Origin of the sequence: Emergencia sp. (assembly GCF_048465375.1) — a bacterium.
Taxonomy (GTDB): domain Bacteria; phylum Bacillota; class Clostridia; order Peptostreptococcales; family Anaerovoracaceae; genus Senimuribacter.
In genome coordinates this window covers 37,888-58,793 of sequence record NZ_DBFWLQ010000018.1, presented here as the reverse complement: position 1 = coordinate 58,793, position 20,906 = coordinate 37,888, and the positions used below count along the sequence as shown (strand labels likewise).

At 45.5% G+C, this 20,906-nt stretch carries 16 protein-coding genes; 14 read left to right on the top strand and 2 right to left on the bottom strand.

What is annotated here, in order from left to right:
- Window positions 1–309: 309 nt before the first annotated feature.
- Window positions 310–1,335 carry a P1 family peptidase gene (locus ACMQ5W_RS12275; protein WP_419025416.1) on the top strand — a complete coding sequence of 342 codons (1,026 nt, stop codon included), beginning with the start codon at window positions 310–312 and terminating at the stop codon, window positions 1,333–1,335.
- Here ACMQ5W_RS12275 and ACMQ5W_RS12270 read toward each other — a convergent pair.
- Complete coding sequence (locus ACMQ5W_RS12270) at window positions 1,330–3,315, bottom strand: sigma 54-interacting transcriptional regulator (protein ID WP_419025415.1); 1,986 nt, start codon at window positions 3,313–3,315, stop codon at window positions 1,330–1,332. The two genes, ACMQ5W_RS12275 and ACMQ5W_RS12270, sit on opposite strands and share 6 nt — an antisense overlap.
- A gap of 271 nt (window positions 3,316–3,586) precedes the next feature.
- Between ACMQ5W_RS12270 and ACMQ5W_RS12265 the strand changes: the two genes are divergently transcribed.
- From ACMQ5W_RS12265 to ACMQ5W_RS12225, 9 genes are all read left to right on the top strand, one after another.
- Window positions 3,587–4,504 carry a S66 peptidase family protein gene (locus ACMQ5W_RS12265; protein ID WP_419025414.1) on the top strand — a complete coding sequence of 306 codons (918 nt, stop codon included), beginning with the start codon at window positions 3,587–3,589 and terminating at the stop codon, window positions 4,502–4,504.
- An 18-nt stretch (window positions 4,505–4,522) separates the two neighbouring features.
- A complete protein-coding gene (locus ACMQ5W_RS12260) occupies window positions 4,523–5,236 on the top strand; it encodes an aspartate/glutamate racemase family protein (protein WP_419025413.1) in 714 nt (237 codons plus the stop codon).
- A 205-nt stretch (window positions 5,237–5,441) separates the two neighbouring features.
- Window positions 5,442–6,854, top strand: coding sequence for a serine hydrolase domain-containing protein (locus ACMQ5W_RS12255; RefSeq protein ID WP_419025412.1), 1,413 nt, complete (start codon window positions 5,442–5,444; stop codon window positions 6,852–6,854).
- Between the two features lie 23 nt (window positions 6,855–6,877).
- The gene (locus ACMQ5W_RS12250; RefSeq protein WP_419025480.1) at window positions 6,878–7,819 is read left to right on the top strand and encodes an ABC transporter permease; all 942 of its coding nucleotides are present in this window, start codon (window positions 6,878–6,880) and stop codon (window positions 7,817–7,819) included.
- Window position 7,820: 1 nt separating this feature from the next.
- Window positions 7,821–8,666: an ABC transporter permease gene (locus ACMQ5W_RS12245; protein WP_419025411.1), complete on the top strand. Its 846-nt coding sequence runs from the start codon at window positions 7,821–7,823 to the stop codon at window positions 8,664–8,666.
- Between the two features lie 14 nt (window positions 8,667–8,680).
- The gene (locus ACMQ5W_RS12240; RefSeq protein ID WP_419025410.1) at window positions 8,681–9,655 is read left to right on the top strand and encodes an ABC transporter ATP-binding protein; all 975 of its coding nucleotides are present in this window, start codon (window positions 8,681–8,683) and stop codon (window positions 9,653–9,655) included.
- 1 nt (window position 9,656) lies between these two features.
- Window positions 9,657–10,634 (top strand): ABC transporter ATP-binding protein, encoded by a 978-nt coding sequence (locus ACMQ5W_RS12235; protein ID WP_419025409.1) that lies wholly within the window; start codon window positions 9,657–9,659, stop codon window positions 10,632–10,634.
- Window positions 10,635–10,656: 22 nt separating this feature from the next.
- On the top strand, window positions 10,657–12,216 hold the full coding sequence (locus ACMQ5W_RS12230; protein WP_419025408.1) for an ABC transporter substrate-binding protein: 1,560 nt from the start codon (window positions 10,657–10,659) through the stop codon (window positions 12,214–12,216).
- 127 nt (window positions 12,217–12,343) lie between these two features.
- On the top strand, window positions 12,344–13,363 hold the full coding sequence (locus ACMQ5W_RS12225) for a P1 family peptidase (RefSeq protein ID WP_419025407.1): 1,020 nt from the start codon (window positions 12,344–12,346) through the stop codon (window positions 13,361–13,363).
- Window positions 13,364–13,439: 76 nt separating this feature from the next.
- On the opposite strand, the gene ACMQ5W_RS12220 is transcribed toward ACMQ5W_RS12225, so the two are convergent.
- On the bottom strand, window positions 13,440–14,414 hold the full coding sequence (locus ACMQ5W_RS12220) for a biotin--[acetyl-CoA-carboxylase] ligase (protein WP_419025406.1): 975 nt from the start codon (window positions 14,412–14,414) through the stop codon (window positions 13,440–13,442).
- Between the two features lie 199 nt (window positions 14,415–14,613).
- On the opposite strand from ACMQ5W_RS12220, the gene ACMQ5W_RS12215 reads away from it, so the two are divergent.
- The 4 genes from ACMQ5W_RS12215 (at window position 14,614) to ACMQ5W_RS12200 (ending at window position 20,841) form a co-directional block, all read left to right on the top strand.
- Window positions 14,614–15,897, top strand: a complete 1,284-nt coding sequence (locus ACMQ5W_RS12215) for an HlyC/CorC family transporter (RefSeq protein WP_148493934.1) — start codon at window positions 14,614–14,616, stop codon at window positions 15,895–15,897.
- Between the two features lie 4 nt (window positions 15,898–15,901).
- Window positions 15,902–18,664 carry a preprotein translocase subunit SecA gene (gene secA, locus ACMQ5W_RS12210; RefSeq protein WP_419025405.1) on the top strand — a complete coding sequence of 921 codons (2,763 nt, stop codon included), beginning with the start codon at window positions 15,902–15,904 and terminating at the stop codon, window positions 18,662–18,664.
- A gap of 136 nt (window positions 18,665–18,800) precedes the next feature.
- Window positions 18,801–19,478: a response regulator transcription factor gene (locus ACMQ5W_RS12205; protein WP_419025404.1), complete on the top strand. Its 678-nt coding sequence runs from the start codon at window positions 18,801–18,803 to the stop codon at window positions 19,476–19,478.
- A complete protein-coding gene (locus ACMQ5W_RS12200) occupies window positions 19,462–20,841 on the top strand; it encodes an ATP-binding protein (protein WP_419025403.1) in 1,380 nt (459 codons plus the stop codon). The genes ACMQ5W_RS12205 and ACMQ5W_RS12200 overlap by 17 nt, the downstream gene beginning before the upstream one ends.
- The last annotated feature ends 65 nt before the right edge of the window (window positions 20,842–20,906 follow it).

The window sequence follows — 20,906 nt, the reverse complement described above, 5'->3', positions numbered from 1 at the left end:
CGTTTATCAATGGTTTTCCTTAGCGTTACTTTTAATTTTTCCCAATTAATCGCAGACTAAAAAGCAAAACTCACACAAAATAAATTACTATGAAATTAAACTCATTAGCAGTTCCGCTTTTTTTAAAAAATTATTTTTAATATTACCTATTATATAACAAGGCAGATTGGCAATCGAGCGTTGTTTTTTTGTGTGTCTATCAACCCATGATGATTAAATGAAACCATAAGTGTCGATATTTGGTTAGGGATTGCCACGAGTGGAAGTTATTGCTATGATATACTTATTGAAAATCGAGGAGGCGTAAATATGGGATTACCTGATAATTGTGCAGTGAAGCTGCAGAACAAATATACCAAGGGAAAGAAAAATTTGCTTACAGATGTACCTGGTGTGAAAGTTGGTCATATTACATTGGAAGATCAAGAGAAAGATATTCATACAGGAGTGACTGCAATTTTACCTCATGGCGGAAATCTTTTCAAAGATAAAGTAATGGCAGGTGTCTCTGTCATCAATGGATTCGGAAAAAGTACAGGCCTTGTGCAGATAGAAGAGCTGGGAACCGTTGAGGCACCGATATTAATGACTAACACGCTTAGCATCGGGGCTGCGCTCGACGCATCAATAAAATACATGCTGCGGGATAATGAGGAGATCGGCGTTTCAACCGGCACGGTGAACTGTGTGGTAACAGAATGCAACGATGGCGTTCTGAACGATATCAGAGGACTCCATGTGAAGGAAGAACATGTTTTTGCGGCATTGGATTGTGCAGGAGAAAATTTTGAAGAAGGATCAGTGGGGGCTGGAACTGGCATGCGCTGCCTGGGCCTTAAGGGGGGAATCGGTTCTGCGTCCAGAATCTTGTCGATTGACGACCATGAGTACACCATCGGCTGCCTGCTGATGTCAAATTTTGGGGTTCCTGGGAGCTTGAGAATTGACGGCAGACCAATCGCAACGAAGGGAGAGGGTGTTCATCCGGGGGATCGGGGCTCTGTGATCATCGTTCTTGGGACAGATCTGCCGCTGAATGACCGACAACTGAAACGCACTGCGAAACGCGCAGTCGTCGGACTTGCCAGAGCGGGCTCCTATCTGGGGAACGGGAGCGGAGATATTGCCATCGCTTTTTCGAATGGAAATCTTGTGCCACATCACAGTCAGACGAAGATTATGCTCACGAAGATGCTTCATGACGATGCGCTGGATCAGGTTTTTGAAGCGACAGCAGAGATAGTGGAAGAAGCCGTCATCAGTTCGCTTTACCACGCTGAGACGGTAAAAGGCATCAGAGGGAAGGTTGTGCGCAGTCTGAAGGAGTTTCTATAATTCTTTTTTCGGCAGAGCATCTAAGTGCTGTTTTCCTTTTTCTGTAATCCTTGTACCGTAACGGCCTTTGCCGATCTCAATGAGTCCCTCTGTCTGCAGTTGATCTAATATGTTTCTCAGTTTTCCGTCACTGATATTGATGCTTTTCTGTTCTAATTGCTGCAGGAGATTGGCTCTGCCGATTCCATGTGATAATGCGGTATTTCTGAAAATCAGCTTCAGGATTGACCTTTGAATGTCTGTTTCCGTGGTGAAAGATACATCTGTAAATCGCTGTTCTGTTATATATTCTGGAAGAGAGAGCAGTGTTCTATAATAAGTTGCTACGTTCTCTAATTCTCTAATATTTCCTGGCCAATCATATTTGGTTAGTAGTGCCATGTCTTCGGCAGTGATGTTTTTGAAATCACTACCTAAAAAATATTGTAACAGGACTAAAATGTCATTCTTACGCTTACGCAGAGGAGGAATGACCACGGGCAGCACGTTCAAGCGAAAAAAGAGATCACTTCTAAAAGTCCCTTCTCTGACAGCCTGTTCCAAATTGCGATTGGTGGCGGTGATGAACCGGACATCTATCTCAATCATACGATCGCTGCCAACCCGCATGATTTGATGTTCCTGTATTGTCCGCAGCAGACGGGATTGCAGCTTTGGTGAAATGTCACCGATTTCGTCCAAAAAAATGGTGCCGTGGTTGGCCTGCTCAAAAAGACCGACTTTGCCTTTGGTATGAGCACCAGTAAAAGCGCCGGCCTCATACCCGAAGAGTTCGCTTTCCAGCAGATTATCAGGCAGAGCGGCGCAATTGACTGCGACAAAAGGGAACTTATTGCGATAAGAGGCATTGTGTATAGACTGTGCCATCAGTTCTTTGCCCGTACCGCTTTCTCCTCTGATCAAAACGGTATGGTCTGTAAGGGCAATTTGCTTAGCAATATCAATGACCTTATCCATGTCGGTCGAGATATGGATGATATCTCTAAACTGGTGTTTAGCAAAGAATCCTTTTTGGCGCAGAGTATTATTAGATAAGGCGACATCAGACTCATCCTGCAGGGTGATATAGTAACCGGCAATTTCGTCCATCAGAGTAATAGCGAATTTATCATAGAAATAGTTGGAGCCTAATATTTCGATTGGCACTTTCAAGGCATCGTCACTGGACAGAACAGCGGGATCAATGTATTTTTCAATTTGAATCTTATTTTTGTCGTCCTCCTGGAAAATCTGCGTAGCCTTATCATTGGCATATACGATTTGGAAGTATTGATCCACAAGAATCATCCCCATTTTGCTGGAACTTGCCATATGGCTGAGCATTTCGCTTTTGAGATAGCCATAAACGTAATTTGCATGAAAGGCTGTATTGGACTCTACGACAGAGTGAATATGGCGGAAAAGGTTGCGATTGATAATGCCGATGTCCAGATCCAGCATTTTCATCAATTTGAACATGGTATCAAAGCTGACTTTACGATAGCCGATATCGATAATTTTTTTGATATGTACGGGTACCAGATGCGCTTCAGCAGGCGTTATGGCGATTTCTATTTTGTCATAGATGCCAGTATGCTCTAAAGCGCTGTCATAAGGAATCATGTTGATATGCCCGATGCCGGCTTCGTAAAAAGAATATGTTGTATCCAGAGAACTTTCGTAACTGTCGTTGACGATGAGAACGTTGGTATTATGGGCGATTTCGGAAATCTTGTTGAGTGCCATACGATCTGGACTGCGGTTCATCTTGATGATTTTAGAGAAATCATCCACGTAGCCGCTTTCTTTTACCCTCTGAAAGATGTCTTCTCCGAGAGCCAGAAACGCATCCGCCGTTAGCGTTTCTTCTGGTTTCACGTCGCATAGAAAGCAGTTGCTGAATGTGATGTATTCTCCAAATACTTCTTCCAAATTATTTTTGATAAAATTGATTGCATTAGGGTTATTGCAATTCCGATATATAATAGTTACCTGTTTCATGGTTTACCTCTTGTCTCATAATAAACTCAGTATAGTATAAAACCGGCGCGATTTCAATGGACATCTGCGGTCTATGTCTGTAGGCTGGAATAAATGAGATAAAACAAGATGAAATAAATTTGTTTACTTTTCTCACCAGGTGGTTTTCTTCATTTAATCGCCTAAAATCCCCAAATGCCAATGCACTCACGCTTATTTCGATTATGGCATAATATTTGCGATACAGTTATCATCAATATTATGCAGCACTGATTAAAACGAGGTGATAGTGATGAAATATCCCGAAAGATTGAGAGCGGGAGCGGTCGTCGGACTAGTTGCGCCCAGTTCCCCGGTCTCTTCAGAAAGAGTAGTGCAATGCAGAGTGGCTCTTGAGGACATGGGTTTTAAGGTCAAAATGGCCGATAATCTGGCGGCATCAAAAGGCGGATATATGGCTGGCGAGGAAGAGACGAGAGCCAGTTGGATTAACAAGATGTTCGCTGATGAGGAAGTGGATGCCATCTTCTGTATCCGCGGAGGTGACGGAGGCAATCGCATTTTGGATTACATAGATGTGGAGACAGTAAGAAAAAACAAGAAGATTTTTGTCGGTTATAGTGATGTGACGAGCCTGCATCTTATGTTCAATCGAGAATGTGATTTAGTAACTTTCCACGGTCCAATGGTATCGTCGAACATGGTAGATCGATTTGATGAGGCGAGCAAAGATGCATTCTTTGGGGCATTAAAGGCAGAAAAGGAGTATGTGTACCCAGCGCCGAAGGGATTTGCGTTAGGTGTGGCCAGGCAAGGCAAGGCGCAGGGGCCTTTAACAGGCGGAAATCTGACCGTGATGTGCGCTTCTCTCGGCACACCTTGTGAAATGGATACCAAAGGCGCGATTTTGTTTATTGAAGAAATCGGGGAACACATCGGCAACCTGGACAGACACATTTATCAGCTGCGCAATGCAGGCAAGCTGAAGGAAGTGTCGGGTATTTTGCTGGGGCAGTTTACACGATGCGCTAAAGATGAGGAGGATTATACGATTGTCGACGTTGTACTGGAAGCTACAAAAGGCTTAAAGATCCCTGTCATGTATAATGTACAGTCAGGTCACGATTTCCCTATGATCACCCTGCCTCTGGGGGCGGAGTGCAGGATGGATACGGGGAATCCGTCTATTACTTTTTCTGTTGAACGATAGCTGGGAGGCGTCAGAGGAATGGATAAAAAAATTGGAGTGCTCGGCGGTATGGGACCCATGGCTTCCCAGCTTTTCTATAAGATGGTTACAGAAATGACTGAGGCGGATTGCGACCAGGACCATGTTAACATGATCATTTATAGTGATCCTTCCATGCCTGATCGAACAAGTGCAATCCGAAGCGGCGACTATGAGACGATTCACGATAAAATGCTCAATGATGCAAAGGCCTTAGAAGACTGTGGCTGCCAGGCTATCGGCATCACGTGCAATACAGCGCACTTCTTTGGAGACATGATTGCGAAGGAGATTCACGTTCCTCTTATCCATATGATTAAAGAGACTGTGGAAACAATTGCGCGGACATGTCCATCAGGCAGAGCTGCAATACTGGCTACTGATGGTACAGTGCAAACAGGGCTTTACCAGAAATACATGAGAGATGCGGGATTGACTCCTTATGCGCCAGAAAAAGAGGTACAGGCGATTGTCATGTACGAGATTTATGACAGAATTAAAAAAGGCAAGTCATGGGACTCATCGGCATGGAAACAGGTTGAGGCATCTATCAAGGCGGCTGGATGTGATAAAGCCATTTTGGGATGTACAGAACTATCCGTCATAAAAGAGGAATCTGGGCTAGATGACTTCTACGTCGATCCTATGCGGATTTTGGCGGCAAAGGTGATTGTGTTCAGTGGGAAGAAGCTGAAACCTGAATTTGTGAAATAATAAAAGACGGCTATTTTCATAGAATAGCCGTCTTTTTATGCAATTAATAGGTCAGAATAGGATTTATTGTATATTCCTCATAATGTTTTATCAGTTTTGCTCCTACTGATGTTAGAATTCGAACATTTCGCAGTTGGCATAAAGCTTGCGATGTTTATATATGAATATTCGGACTATTTGAAAAATGATCTAAAGGAGAAACTATATGATAAGAGACTGCGGACATTTTCAAGATTACATAGAAAAGTTGTTTGAGCAAAAGGGATATCCGGGCATGGCTGTTTCTATTCGTGGCCCAGAAGGGATTCTCTTTGATAAAGGATTTGGATACAGGGATATGAAAAGCAGGCATCTGGTGGATCAGGATACCGTATTCGGCATCGCCTCCATGAGCAAATCTATGACTGCTCTGTCCTGTTGCATTTTGCAGAGCGAAGGCAAATTGAACCTGGATGATCCGATTACGAAGTATTTTCCCTCATTGCACCTTCCAGGTACGCCGGACGAATGTGTGACCTTGCGAATGATCGCTATGCACCAGACGGGACTGCCGCCGCTGCCGCCTCTGGAATGGTCCATCGCAATGAACAGCATACAGGATGATAGTTTGTGGTACCGCCATATGCTGGAGACTGCTCCCAACGAGATGAACAAAATTGAGCATATTGTACAGTACCTCTCGAAAGGTAATTACCAATTGATCGGTGCACCAGGAGAATATATGAGCTACTCTAATGAAGGTTATGCCCTGCTGTCCTATGTGGTGGATCAGGCTGCAGGGATCCCTCTGGAAGAATTTTTAGATAGGCGTATCTTTCGTCCTCTCGCCATGGAACGATCGGTGCTGGACGCGGACGCTGACCGAGCTAAGGACATTGCCGGCGGTAATATAACGAGTCTTTTTGAGAGAGATGAGAACGGACAGTTGATTCAGGATGATCATTGGTCAATTCTGCCTCCATATCGCGGTTGTGCTTGCGTCAAATCCAGCGCTAGTGATATGACGAGATACTATAAGATGTTGTCAGACAGAGGGATGTGGGAAGGACAGCAGATCGTTCCAGAAGAAGCAGTCGAGCTTTTGATTGGAAGGGCTTTTCCTCTCAGAAGGCAACCCTATTATTGTCTGGGCCTGACCAAAGGCCTGCTCGCGGATAAGTGCGTATGCCAGCATACGGGCGGTCTGCACGGCGTGTCATCTATTGGCGGATTTTTAGAAGACGGCTACGCAGCAACTGTACTCTGCAATGAAGGAGAAGTAGATGTAGAACCATTTCAGTGGGCCTGCTACAACTTTATTCTGGGGCGGCCTCTGGAGGAGCGCCACGACTGGGCTGTGCCCAGTGGGAAGAACTTCTCAATGTCCGCCGCGTTGTACGGTGATTACCTGGCAGAGGAAGGACTTTCTGCCCATGTCATTGTGAGAGAAGAAAAGGGAATCCTGAAAGCGGATTACAACGGCATAAGGACGGTCCTTCAATACTGTAACGGCACTGTTTTTGCAGCTGTAGCTGAAGAGGATTTGCAGCGGAGGGTTAGTACCTTTCAATTCTTTATCAGAGATGGAAAAGCTTGGGCTGTACGATGTTATAACAGAGTTTACCAGCGGGTTGGATAACTACTTGAAAGAAGGGAGATGTAATTATCAGAGATTATATTATTAAACGAATTGTGCAGGGTCTGCTTCTTGTCGTCTGCGTATCATTTTTGGTATTCAGCCTGATGTATATGATGCCGGGAGATCCCATCGATATGGTAGTGGACCGTAAGGTCTCAGAGGAGAGAAAAGAGGAAATCACACACGAGATGGGCTATGATCAGCCATTTCTGACTCAATATAAGAACTGGGTCAGCGATGTCATTCACGGTGACTTCGGCACGTCTACCAGGTATAAGAGCGATGTTTGGGATCTGATGGGAGAGCGAATCCCCTACAGCCTGACTTTATGTGTATGGTCGTTGATTTTAGAGCTGGTTATCGCATTGCCCCTGGGGCTGCTCTGTGCCATGAAAAAAGACGGTTTGTTTGACCGATTTACGGTTAATTTTTCACTGCTGCTGACCGCGGTACCATCCTTTTGGTTAGGGGCATTATTTATCCTCTTCTTTGCCGTACAGCTGAACATTTTACCAATCAGCGGTTATTCCAGTCCCGAAAACTATATTCTGCCAGTAGCGACTACGGTACTGGCAGGTATGGGAGGAACGCTACGTATTACGAAGACAGAGGTATTGGAAGTGTTCAATGAAAAATATGTGACGACGGCCTACGCAAAAGGTCTGCCAAAGAAAACGGTAATGATCAAGCATGTGCTGCGTAACGCTTTGATTTTAGTTACTACCTTGGTATTTATGTCCATTCCATGGCTGATTTCCGGCGCCGTAGTAATCGAAAAGATATTTGGACTGCCGGGAATGGGGAACCTTCTTTTGAATTCGATTATCGTGCAGGATATACCAGTGGTGCAGGCAGTGCTCTTTCTCATCGCGATACTGACGGTGGTCTGCAATCTACTCAGCGATATCGTCATGGGCATGTTAGATCCGAGAATTCGACTATCCTTGAGCGGAGGTGACAACTAAGGTGAATAAGAAATGGAAAGAAACCCTTTATGAATGCTGGAAGAATAAAAACTTTATGATTGGATTTATCATTCTCCTCAGTGTCATCCTTCTAGCCGCATTTGCGGACATCATCGCACCCTACGAGTATACGGAGCAAAACGTAGGCGGTCGCTTTCAGGCTCCTGATGCAGACTTTTGGTTTGGCACTGATGACTTAGGGAGAGATATGTTTTCCAGAGTGATATACGGCTCACGTATTGCCCTGTGGGTTGCCTTTCTGGGAGCCATCATACAGCTTTTAATCGGCGTAGCCGTGGGCCTCGCCTGTGGATTTTTCGGAAAATGGGTGGACCGCGGTCTCTCTTTTTTGACAGATCTGACTTGGTGCATTCCCGGTACGATCTTAGCCCTGGCAGTAGTTACGATGATTGGAAAGGGACTGACTAATACCATTATTGCGATATCTCTTGTAGCATGGGCAAGTTATGCGCGTACCGTAAGGGCGAAGACGCTGTCTCTTCGCAACATGGCCTTTGTAGAGACGGGGAAAGCCTTTGGTGAGACGAATACTGCACTGATGGTGAGATATATACTGCCCAACATCATACCATCCCTGATTGTCATGGTATCTTTGAACCTGCCGGGAACAATCATGTCTACGACCACACTCTCTTTTCTGGGATTAGGATCACAACCACCTTCACCAGATTGGGGGCTGGCGATATCCACGGGCATTAAGTATATCAGCAGAGCGCCTTGGCTCAGCCTGTTTCCAGGTATCGCGCTGGTGTATACGACTTTTGGCTTTAATCTGATTGGAGAGGGCCTCCGAGACCTTCTGGACCCACATATGAAATCACAGTAGAAAGGAGAGCGGTTATGAACGAAGAGCTTTTGAGACTGGAGCATCTATCGATCGATTATAAGGTGAAGGGCGGCTATCTTTCTGCAGTACATGATGTCAGCTGTGTTGTCAACAAAGGAGAGGTTTTTGCCATTGTCGGGGAATCCGGCTGCGGAAAATCTACAGTAGCCCATAGTGTCATGAATCTGCTGCCCGGCGGGAATGAGGAAATTAATGGGAAAATTATTTTTAAGGGACAGGATTTACGGCAATACGGACCAAAGGAGATGGAGCGCATTAGGGGCAGGGAAATCGGTATGATCTTTCAAAACCCCCTGGATTCTTTGAATCCAGTCTATACTGTGGGCGGGCAGGTAGAAGAAGCGATTTTATTAGACAAAGTGGATAAGCAGGAAGCTTGGAAGCGAGTGATTAATCTGTTCAAAGACGTAAAAATGCCGGATGCAGAGGAACGGGTAAACAGCTTTCCTCATGAGCTGTCAGGCGGAATGAGACAGAGGGTCATGATTGCCATGATGCTGTCCCGAAATCCGGAACTTCTGATCGCTGATGAGCCGACGACAGCTCTTGATGTAACGATAGAAGCACAAATTCTTGATATTATGAAAGAATTAAAGGAGAAGTTCAATACGGCAATTATGCTGATTACACATAATTTTGGCCTGGTTGCCGAAATCGCAGACCGCATCGGCATTATGTATGCGGGGGAGATGGTGGAGAGCGGAGATGTTTTTGAAATCTTTGCCGCGCCGACCCATCCCTATACTCGTCTTTTGATGGAGGCGCTGCCTAGGAAAACCAAGGCTGAGGGGCGGCTGAAGACCATAGAAGGCTCAGTCCCGCGCATCACAGAGAAAAAGCCTGGCTGCCGGTTTGCCAACCGGTGCCCCTATGCGATAGCGAAGTGCTATTGTGGGAATCCGCCAGTAGTCCATGTAAGTGAAAATCACTTCTGCCGCTGTCATCTCACGGGAAAGGAAGAGAAGTAGTATGGAACAAAAAGTGATGATTAAATTAGACGGATTGAAGAAATACTTTGCGATCGAGAAGGGGATTGTAAAAAAGACAGTTACCTATGTAAAGGCGGTAGATGACATTACTCTGGACATTCATGAGGGTGAAATTGTCGGGTTAGTTGGTGAATCAGGCAGTGGTAAAACGACCCTGGCCCGCGTCATTCTCAATCTGTCCAAAATGACAGACGGGAATATCCTCATTGACGGCATCAATCTGGCAACCGCGACCAGAGACGATATGAAGAAACTTCGCAGCGAAATCGCTGTGGTATTTCAAGATCCGGCTTCAAATCTCAATCCCAGACAGACAGTAGAAAGCTCTATCATGCGCCCTATGGTAATCCACGGTGTTCCCAAAGAAACCGCCAAAAAAAAGGCAAGGGATGTTTTGGATATGGTAAAAATGGATCAACGGTATTTGGACAGTTACCCTCATCAGTTATCGGGCGGACAACTTCAGAGAATTGCCATCGCAAGAGCCCTGGCGCTAAACCCCAGAGTGATGATTCTTGATGAACCTACCAGCGCTTTGGACGTATCTGTACAGGCGCAGATTCTCAATTTGCTTTTGGACCTGCAGGAGCAATTGCAGCTGACATACCTGGTCATCACTCATGACCTGAATGTAATCAAATATATCAGTGACAAAATTGCTGTCATGTATCTAGGCAAGCTGGTGGAATTTGGGCCTGCGCAGGAAATCGTCAGTCACGCGAGACACCCTTATACGAAGGGACTGCTGGATGCGTCGCCTATTTTGGACCCGAGGCAGCGCAGTCGTAAAAAGGAGGTTATGAGGGGCGATCCCGGCAGCCTGATCAACATCGGTGAGGGCTGTAGATTCTGTGATAGATGTAAATATGCTACAGAAGTGTGTGGGAAAAGGACGCCTGACGATACTACGATGAACGAAGGACATCAGGTCGCATGCTTTCACCCGTTAAATTTGTAAGAATGAAGCAAGGAGGAACCAAATGAAAAAGAAATTATTGATCCTGAGTCTGATCACCGTTTTTGTGCTCAGCATGGCTGCCTGCGGCGGAGGCGGCAGTGACAAGTCTGAGAAGACAGAGCTATCTGTCATTGATGGCGAATGGTATGGGCTGGATGTCTTTCAGCTTGACAGTACGGCGGGGGCACAGGCCTTGAATGCCAGTTCTCTATTCCAGTGGAATCCTGAAACGAATACGGTAGAGGATAATGTGTGTACGGACTGGAAAGTGAGTAAAGATGGAAAGACCGTTACCTTCAACGTGCCAGAAGGAATGAAGTATTCCACTGGTGAACAAGTAGAACCGGAAGATGTAGTTGCTTCAATTGAACATGGACTGAAGGTCAGTCCTTATGCAGACGGCTACAGCAATATCAAATCCATGGATGTCGAGGGCAGACAGGTGACACTGCATCTGAGCCAATTCCGCTCGGATATGCAATATTATCTATGCGCCGGTTTTGTCGCCGTCATAGACAAAGATGAACTGGACTCCATGAACGATAAAAAGCTGATGTGGGGATGCCATCCATACGGGATGTACGCTTTGGCGGAAGACGGCTATGTATCTGGCTCCGAAGTCAAGCTGGTGAGAAATGATGGTTATAAGTGCCAAAATCCACTGGTGGAGAATCAAGGACCAGGACACTTTGAGACTATTTCTGTCCGTTTTAACGTAGAACCATTTACGCAGACAGAAGAGCTGAAGAGCGGTGCTGTGGACATCATCATGTCTTTGGAAAACGGTGACCAGAAGATAGATCTGGAGGACGATGATTCTGTTGTTCTGGTGGACACCACTTATCCGAATATTGACTATTTTGAGATGAATACCGATTCACCAGTTTTTTCGGATATCAATGTGCGAAAAGCTCTGGCGCTCTCCATTGACAGAGATAGCCTTGCAGAAGTGATGGACGGCGTGATTGCCCCAGCATATTCCATGATTTATGACACTGTACAAAACTTTTCTGCCGATGCAAAGGAATGGTTCGAGAAGAATTTGGCTAATGATCCTGAACAGGCAAAGAAGCTCTTGGATAAGGCAGGCTGGAAGGACAGCGATGGCGACGGCATTCGTGAGAAAGATGGAAAGAAACTATCCTTTACCTGGTACGCATGGACAGACGCTACGACAATTCCTGAGGCTATGGCAGGACAGTTAAAGAAGGTCGGGTTCGATATGAAAATTGAAGCCATCGACTGGAATTACGTCTACGAGAAAATCAATTCCGACAAATATGACGCCGGCATAGAATGGCTGTCCTGGGCGGAACCGATTCTGGTGCTCAACGGCTGCTACTACGACCAAAATGCGCCGGGTAATACGGACGAATATAAAGCAATGGTAGAAGATATAGCATCTACGGTCGATACTGATGAGAGAACGAAAAAGATTGGAGAAATCCAGAAGCATCTCTTTGAAAACGTCAATATGATTCCGATATATGCAGAACTGAGCTTCACCGCATATAATAAAGATCTGAAAGGCTTTAACGTACTAAAAGACGGGACTGCACCGATGAACGATATCACTTATTAGTCCCATTGCGTGAAACCGGCAGTTTTGCCGCTTCCGCTGTGGCATCATATCTGCAATATGATATAGACGGTGAGATAAGTCAAAAGAGTATGGCATGAAATGCAGAATCAATAGAGGAGGTTGAAATATGGGATTGCCTGAAGGCTGTAAAATCAATTTGCGAGCCAAATTCCCAAAAGGAAGAAGGAATTTAATTACGGATGTATCTGGCGTAAAGGTCGGGCATGTCACTTTAAAAGACGAAGATAATAATATACATACCGGAGTTACGGCAATCCTGCCTCACGAAGGAAATTTGTTTCGAGAGAAAGTAATGGCAGGGACTTGTGTTATCAACGGCTTTGGAAAAAGCGCAGGACTGCTGCAGATTGACGAGTTAGGAACTGTTGAAACCCCGCTCTTAATGACAAATACTCTGAGTGTCGGCACTGCGCTAAACGCTCTGTCAAAGTATATGCTCGATCAAAATCAAGATATCGGGGTATCTACGGGTACTGTTAATTGTGTTGTGACGGAATGCAACGATGGCGAACTCAGTGACATCAGAGGGTTCCATGTAAAAGAGCAGCATATTTTACAGGCGCTTGCTGCAGCTGAAGAGGACTTTGAAGAAGGCGATGTGGGCGCAGGCGCTGGCATGTGCTGCATGGGCCTCAAGGGGGGAATCGGTTCTGCGTCCAGGGTGATATCCTGTAATGACAAAGACTACACGATAGGTGCACTTTTGCTGACCAATTTCGGTGTAGGGGGAAATCTTCGTATTGATGGAAAGCTGATAGAGACGGAACCGGAGAAAAAAACAGAAAAAGGATCTGTCATTGTGATAATCGGAACGGAAATCCCTCTCAACGACCGACAGCTGAAACGTGTTGCGAAACGCGCAGTCGTGGGTCTTGCACGGGTAGGTTCCTTTCTGGGCAATGGCAGCGGAGATATCGCCATCGCCTTCTCTAGTGGAAATATCGTACCCCATTACAGCGAAAGGGATATCTTAGAGACAAAGATGTTCCATGACAACGCCATGGACAAGGTCTTTGAAGCGACAGCGGAAGCAGTGGAGGAAGCTGTAATCAGTTCACTTTACCATGCAGGCACTGTGAAGGGGATTCGCGGCAAGGTAATTCACGGACTCTGTGAATACTTATGACTACAAAACGACCAGCAGGTTTATTGACACCGGCTGGTCGTTTTTGTTCTGACAATTTTGTGCACAGCTCTATGCTCTAATTATCCAGCTTAATGGATACTTCCCCGGTAGTCAGAGTTTCCATCTGGCGGGCTTTACGTCCCTCCAGATATTCAACGACGAGTCCGCCGTTTTCGTCGATATCGATGGCGCGAGCTTTAATGGCATTGTCACTTAAATTAGGGTGCACCAGAATATTTTTCCCAAGAACAAAGCATTTCGTGCGGTACTCGCGGAGAAATGCCTTGCTTTGCAGGTCCTTGAGAATTATCATCGTCTCGTTGAAAATTTCGGCAGCCAGCCGGCCTCTTGAAAAGGCATTCTTTTTTTGAGAGAGACAGCCAGCAATGTCTGCCAGTTCTTCAGGAAAACTGCCGGGAAAGCAGTTGACACCGATTCCGATAATGAGACTGTCGATTTTGCCGTTTTCGAAATTGGTCTGCGCTTCTGTCAGGATGCCGCAGATTTTTTTATTGTTATAAAAAAGATCATTGACCCATTTTATCTTTGTCTTTATGCCAGCAACCGTTTCGATGGCGCGGCATACGGCAACCGCGGCCGCCATGGTGACATAGAGTGCTTTGTCCAGATCAAATTCTGGCTGCAGGGCGATGGTGAGGTAGAGGCCGGTGCCGGCTGGGGAGGCAAAGGACCTGCCAAGGCGCCCTCGTCCGCCAGTCTGTTTGTTGGCGATGACCATCATCGGCTTATCTTTGAGAAGAAGTTCCTTGGCCACATTATTTGTGGAGTCTACCGTGTCGAAGATCTGCAAATCACATGGGAAACGCAGATCGCCGGCGACGGCATCGACGGTCAGCATGTTGGTCTTAGACTTGAGGCGATAACCGGTGCTGGGTTTGCTTTCTATTTGATAGCCTTCGTCACGCAGCTGCTGCATGGCTTTCCAGATTGCATTTCTCGAAACATTCAATTCTTGACCAATTTTTTGACCGGATAGGTAAAGTCCTGTATTTTCACTGAGTAATTTCAGTAAATCTGTTCTCGTTGACATGAGGAACCCCTCCTTTAGCTTTTTAAGATGTGTTATTTCTTTCATTATGGACCATTTTAGACAAAAAAACAAGAATGCACAGATTTTATAATAGGAAAAAAGTTGGAGTTTCTGTGAAAACCTTTATTTTTCAAAAGAAATATGCTAAAATAACTTGTTACAAGTACCTTGAAAAAATTAGGAGGATAACAAAAAATATATGGACAGTCATATAGGGTATTCAATAGGGATTATCGTTGTATTTTTAATCTTATCGGCCTACTTTTCGGCCACAGAGACAGCCTTTACGTCAATTAACAGGATTCGAATGAAGAACCTGGCCAATGACGGCGATAAGAGGGCAAAAAGAGTTTTGGAATTAGAAGAAAAATACGACAATTTACTTTCTACGATTCTTATCGGAAACAATCTAGTTAATATAGGCATGACTGCGGTGGCTACAGCCCTGTTTCTCACACTTTATCCGAAATACGGCGCGTCGATTTCTACCATCGTAGTGACAATTGTAGTTTTAATTTTCGGCGAAATCTCACCAAAAAGTTTAGCTAAGGAAAATTCAGAGGCTTTTGCGATGTTCTCCGCACCGATGATCAAAGGCCTGATGGTGCTGCTGACGCCAGTCAACTATCTGTTCAGCCAATGGAAAAAGCTGCTGTCTAAGCTTTTTAAAGTTGCGGACAGCAGAGCTATTACGGAGGACGAATTGCTGACCATCGTGGAAGAAGCAGAGACGGAGGGCAGCATTGAAGCCGGACAGAGCGAACTGATTCAAAACGCCATTGAATTCAATGAATTAGAAGCATGGGATGTGCTGACGCCGAGAGTAGATGTCAAAGCCATCGAAATCGATTCCACAAAAAAAGACGTTGCAAAGATGTTTATGGAAACGGGTTTTTCCAGACTGCCAGTATACGAAGGCGACCTGGATAAGATTCTGGGTGTCTTGAATCAAAAGGATTTCCACAACTACATTTCCGGCTCGAAGAAGACCATCTCCGATTATGTAAAACCAGTCATCTATGTGGCCGGATCTATGAAAGCGGCAGACCTGCTGAAAAAGCTGCAGGTCAACAAGTGCCACATCGCCATTATCGTAGATGAATACGGCGGCACGGCAGGACTGGTCACCATGGAGGACATCATAGAAGAACTAGTGGGTGACATTTATGATGAACATGACGAAGTGGAATCTCAGGAAATCACGCAGCTGCAGGACGGAAGTTACAGAGTCCTGTGCAGCACCAATGTAGAGAAGATGTTCGACTACTTTGACGAAGAGGTTGAACTGGATGCGACCACCGTCAACGGCTGGGTCGTACTGCAGCTGGACAAACTGCCGAAGGCCGGTGATACCTTTGAGTATGAAGCGGGAAATAAGATATTTAACGGCAGAGTGATCAGCGCCGATGAAAGAAAAGCGATAGAAATCAATCTGACGGTGACCCAAAAACCAGAAGAGGAACAAAATAGAAAGGGGAATTAGTGCTATGGGGCTAATGGAAAAGATCTTCGGTGATCTGAATGAAAAAGAAGTAAAGAAAATAGGAAAAATTGTAGATCAGGTGGAGGCACTGGACGAGCAGATGCAGGGACTCAGCGATGAGGAACTGCAGGCGAAGACGCCGGAGTTCAGGGAAAGACTGAAAAACGGAGAGACTTTGGATGATATTCTGCCAGAGGCTTTTGCGGTCTGTAGAGAAGGCGCATGGCGAAGCCTGGGCATGAAGCACTTCAGAGTGCAGCTCATCGGCGGTGTGGTACTGCACCAGGGCAGGATTTCCGAGATGAAGACCGGTGAAGGTAAGACTTTGGTCGCCACCCTGGCCGCATATCTCAATGCACTGGAAGGCAAGGGCGTCCACGTCATCACGGTCAACGACTACCTGGCAAAGCGTGACGCGGAATGGATGGGGAAATTATACTCCTTCCTCGGTCTGACTGTAGGCTGCGTGATTCACGGTGTCGACAACGAGGATAGAAAAGCTGCATATAATGCGGATATCACATATGGAACAAATAATGAATTCGGTTTTGACTATCTGAGAGATAACATGGTTACTTATCAGGAAGAACTGATGCAGAGAGAACTGAACTATGCCATCATCGACGAAGTCGACTCCATTTTGATTGATGAAGCGAGAACGCCTTTGATCATTTCCGGACGCGGGTCCAAGTCCACAGATTTGTATAAGACCGCTGACAGATTTGTAACTACCTTGACAAAAGAAGCCGACTTTACAGTCGAAGAAAAAGATCAGCAAGTTTCGCTGACGGATGAGGGTGTAGAAAAGGCGGAGGCCTTCTTTAAGGTAGATAACTACGGTGATCCAGAGAATATGGAAATTAACCACCACGTTTTGCAGGCACTGAAAGCCAGAAACCTGATGGAGAGAGACGTTGACTATATCGTCAAAGACGGAGAAATCGTCATTGTCGATGAGTTTACAGGCCGTCTCATGTTTGGCAGACGTTACAGCAACGGACTTCATCAGGCAATCGAAGCGAAAGAGCGTGTTTTGGTAAGATCGGAGTCAAAGACCCTGGCTACGATCACGCTGCAGAACTATTTCAGAATGTATCAGAAGCTGGCTGGTATGACCGGTACCGCTAAGACAGAGGAAGACGAATTCAGAGATATCTACAATATGGATGTTGTCGTTATTCCTACTAATAAGCCGATTGCCAGAGAAGACCTTCAGGATTCTGTTTATCAGACCGAAAGAGGAAAATTCAAGGCCATCGCCAATAGAATTGCAGAAGTACATGAAACGGGACAGCCGGTTTTGGTCGGTACCATCTCCATCGAAAAATCCGAGTTGATCAGCGAGATGCTGAAGAAACGCGGCGTAAAGCACAACGTATTGAACGCTAAACAGCATGACAAGGAAGCAGAGATCGTTGCAGATGCAGGACGTCTGGGCATGGTTACCATCGCTACCAACATGGCTGGCCGTGGTACTGACATTATCCTGGGCGGTAACCCAGAGTTTGAAGCCAAGAAAGAGATGCAGAAATTAGGCTACAGTGATGAAGCCATTTCCTTCGCATCCAGCTTCGTAAAGTCAAATGATCCAGAGCTCAATGAAGCGAGAGCAAAATTCAATGAGATACATGACAAACTGAAAGAAGAGAGAAAAGAAGAGCAGCAGAAAGTGGTTGAGCTGGGCGGTCTGTGCATCATCGGAACAGAACGTCATGAGTCCAGACGTATTGATAATCAGCTCCGTGGACGTTCCGGGCGTCAGGGTGACCCCGGTCAGACACAGTTCTTCATCTCTTTGGAAGATGAACTGATCAGACTCTTCGGCGGTGAAAGGATGCAGAAAATCGTTGACCGCATGGGCCTGGAAGAGGACGAAGCCATCGAGGCAGGAATGCTCTCAAAGGCCATCGAAGGCGCACAGAAGAAGGTCGAGGGTAAGAACTTCGGTATCAGAAAATATGTCCTGCAGTATGACAATGTCATGAACAAGCAGAGAGAAATCATCTACGATGAACGCCGCAAGGTTCTCTTTGGCGAAGATCTCCGTGATTATATCATCAATATGGCTCACACCATTTTGGGCTCTATTGTCGAGCCGGTAGTCGTTGAATCTAAGTTCCCAGAGGAATGGGATTTTGCAACTCTGAACAAGAATCTGCAGAAGATTTCCGATAAATTCAGGGGAAAGACAGAGTTCACTACAGATGAACTCAATGCAATGACAGAAGAATCTTTGAAACAGTCAGTCTTTGATGAGTTCGATCAGATCTATGCGGATAAAGAGCAGGAGATCGGGATAGAACAGATGAGAGAAGTGGAACGCATGATTCTCCTTCGTGTTGTTGACAATCTGTGGATGGATCACATCGATGCCATGGATCAGCTGAAATCCGGTATCGGCCTGCGTGCACTGGGCCAGCAGGATCCTGCTGCAGCTTACTCAAAAGAAGGGTTTGACATGTTTGAGCAGATGATCGGCGGAATCCAGGAAGATACGGTCAAGTATTGCTACAATGTAACTGTCGAGACCAAGACAGAGAGAAAGGCAATCATGGAAGCGGGCGAAGCCAAGAAATCCGAGTACATTGACGACGACATGGTAAGAGCGATGCAGGGAGGCGGAGAACTGCCGGAAGAAGCGCAGGTTCCAGACAGAGAAGCCAAACAGCAAACCGTGAGAAGAGACCATCCGAAAGTGGGCAGAAACGACCCTTGTCCATGCGGAAGCGGCAAGAAATACAAGAACTGCTGCGGTAAAAACGAATAAGAATCAACTTTTTGAGCGCTGCCTTCGGGCGGCGCTTTTGTAATGGTGACATAAATTTTCATCAGCAGCGAAAAATAGAGAGATCTAAACTAAAAATAAATCATTTCATGTTATGATGAACAGGGGTGAAAATTCGTTGAAAGAATATATTTTAATTGTTGAAGATGAGACAGAAATACAATCCATTCTGAAGGAGCTTCTTTTGGATGCAGGATATCAGGTGGATACAGCCGATGACGGCCTGGAGGGGATCACGGCATTTAGACAGAAGACCTATGATTTGATTCTGCTGGACCTGATGTTACCCAAAATAGATGGCTACGCAGTATGCGAAATGATTCGAAAGGAATCGGAGGTTCCGGTATTGATGATTACAGCGCTCGATGAGGAGGACGATCAGGTAAAGGGCTTTGAGGTTCTGGCCGATGACTATATTACCAAGCCTTTTTCCCTCAAGCTGGTATTGAAGCGAGTGGAGGCACTACTTCGACGAAAGGGGAAGGTGTCTGATGAAGAGGAAAAGCAGGTGTTCTGTTACAGGGATATACAGCTGGATGTGATTGGGCAGCAGACGTACGTGTCAGGCTGTGAAATTGCCCTGACTAAATTGGAATTTGATCTGCTGCATTTGTTTATGAGAAACCAGGGGCGAGTATTTACGAGAGATGAGCTTCTCAACTTGGTGTGGGGTTACGATTATACTGGTTATGAAAAGGCGGTCAATATTCACATCATGAATCTGCGCCGCAAATTAGGTGTGGATTATATTGAAGCCGTGCGAGGGGTGGGATACAGATTTGCTAAAAAAAATTAAAGGCAGCATTTTTTTAAAAATGTTTTTGAGCATCGCTTTGATACTGATGATATCGAGTCTGGCCATTTACGGAATCGTTATGGTAGCCATGCCTCAGAGCTATAAGACGCAGAGTGACCGTACCTTTACGATAGGTGTGGATCAGCTCATAGAAGAATTAGAGAAAGTCACATACAAAGAAGGTGAGACAATCCTCGATCAATTTTGCCTGAAGAACAATGCGACGGTTACCTTGATCAGCAAAGAGGGGAAGCAGACCTTTGGCGATATTTCGTTGACAGAGGCAGTAGAAGAAGACCAGGTGGGTATGTCCAAGACCATCGGCTCTGCAGTAAAGTTCACTGACAGTGATGAGACGTACACCATTATGATCGGACAACAAATGAAAGTCGTCAGCCAAATTACAGAAGTGTTTTGGCGACTGCTGCCTTGGATTACACTTCTAATCCTGATCATTTCGTTAATAGGCGCCTATATATGCAGCGCTATCTTTGCCAAGCCGGTTTTAGAGATCAGCCGTATTTCAAAGAAAATGTCTGAGGCTGACACTACCTGGCATTGTGATGTCAGCAGAACGGATGAGCTGGGGGTTCTGGCTTTGAGTCTCAATACTATGGTACAGAAACTGAACACCACAATGAACGACCTGGAGACGGCAAACTATCAGCTCCAAGAGGATATCCAGCGAGAGAGGAAGCAGGAACTGCAGCGAAGAGCTTTTTTTGCGGCAGTCTCCCATGAACTGAAAACGCCTATTACAATTTTGAAGGGACAGCTGGAAAGTATGATATACAGGATCGGTGAATACAAGGACAGGGATAAGTATCTGCCACTGTCCCTTCATACAGTGGAACGGATGGAGAATCTGGTGAAGGAGATTTTGACCATATCCAGGCTGACATCTGACGGCTTCAGACTGACACGGACGGCATCAAATGTAAAGCAGATGATGCAAGACTGCATTATCAGCTATCAACCTTTGGCATCAAAGAAAAAGATAACGCTCCATCTGGAAGTTCAGGCAGAGCCGGTTTTGGAAGTGGATAAAAAACTCCTGGAAAAAGCTTTTTCTAATATCGTAGGAAATGGCGTACTCTATTCTCCTGAAGGTGCAAATGTAACTGCGACTTTGACAGAATCCATGCTGAACGTTGAAAACACAGGCGTCCACATACCAGAGGAAAAATTGACAGACGTGTTTACGCCTCTATTCCGCGTTGAAGAATCCCGCAATCAGCATACGGGAGGAAGCGGTCTGGGATTATATATTGTGAAGAACATTCTGGATTTGCATCACATGAAGTTCGAGATAAAAAACTGCCCAGACGGTGTATGCTTTACGATCTGGCTAAACCATAACTAAATCAAGGAAAAGCTAAGATGAAACCATTCTTTTGTATACTGAGGTCAATCAAATATGAAAGGATG

Bases quoted from the DNA above. Each gene is read 5' to 3' on its own strand.
- ACMQ5W_RS12265 (WP_419025414.1), top strand. From the start codon at position 3,587: ATGAAATATCCCGAAAGATTGAGAGCGGGAGCGGTCGTCGGACTAGTT.
- secA (WP_419025405.1), top strand. From the start codon at position 15,902: ATGGGGCTAATGGAAAAGATCTTCGGTGATCTGAATGAAAAAGAAGTA.
- ACMQ5W_RS12225 (WP_419025407.1), top strand. From the start codon at position 12,344: ATGGGATTGCCTGAAGGCTGTAAAATCAATTTGCGAGCCAAATTCCCA.
- ACMQ5W_RS12270 (WP_419025415.1), bottom strand. From the start codon at position 3,315: ATGAAACAGGTAACTATTATATATCGGAATTGCAATAACCCTAATGCA.
- ACMQ5W_RS12240 (WP_419025410.1), top strand. From the start codon at position 8,681: ATGAACGAAGAGCTTTTGAGACTGGAGCATCTATCGATCGATTATAAG.
- ACMQ5W_RS12260 (WP_419025413.1), top strand. From the start codon at position 4,523: ATGGATAAAAAAATTGGAGTGCTCGGCGGTATGGGACCCATGGCTTCC.
- ACMQ5W_RS12255 (WP_419025412.1), top strand. From the start codon at position 5,442: ATGATAAGAGACTGCGGACATTTTCAAGATTACATAGAAAAGTTGTTT.
- ACMQ5W_RS12235 (WP_419025409.1), top strand. From the start codon at position 9,657: ATGGAACAAAAAGTGATGATTAAATTAGACGGATTGAAGAAATACTTT.
- ACMQ5W_RS12215 (WP_148493934.1), top strand. From the start codon at position 14,614: ATGGACAGTCATATAGGGTATTCAATAGGGATTATCGTTGTATTTTTA.
- ACMQ5W_RS12220 (WP_419025406.1), bottom strand. From the start codon at position 14,414: ATGTCAACGAGAACAGATTTACTGAAATTACTCAGTGAAAATACAGGA.
- ACMQ5W_RS12230 (WP_419025408.1), top strand. From the start codon at position 10,657: ATGAAAAAGAAATTATTGATCCTGAGTCTGATCACCGTTTTTGTGCTC.
- ACMQ5W_RS12275 (WP_419025416.1), top strand. From the start codon at position 310: ATGGGATTACCTGATAATTGTGCAGTGAAGCTGCAGAACAAATATACC.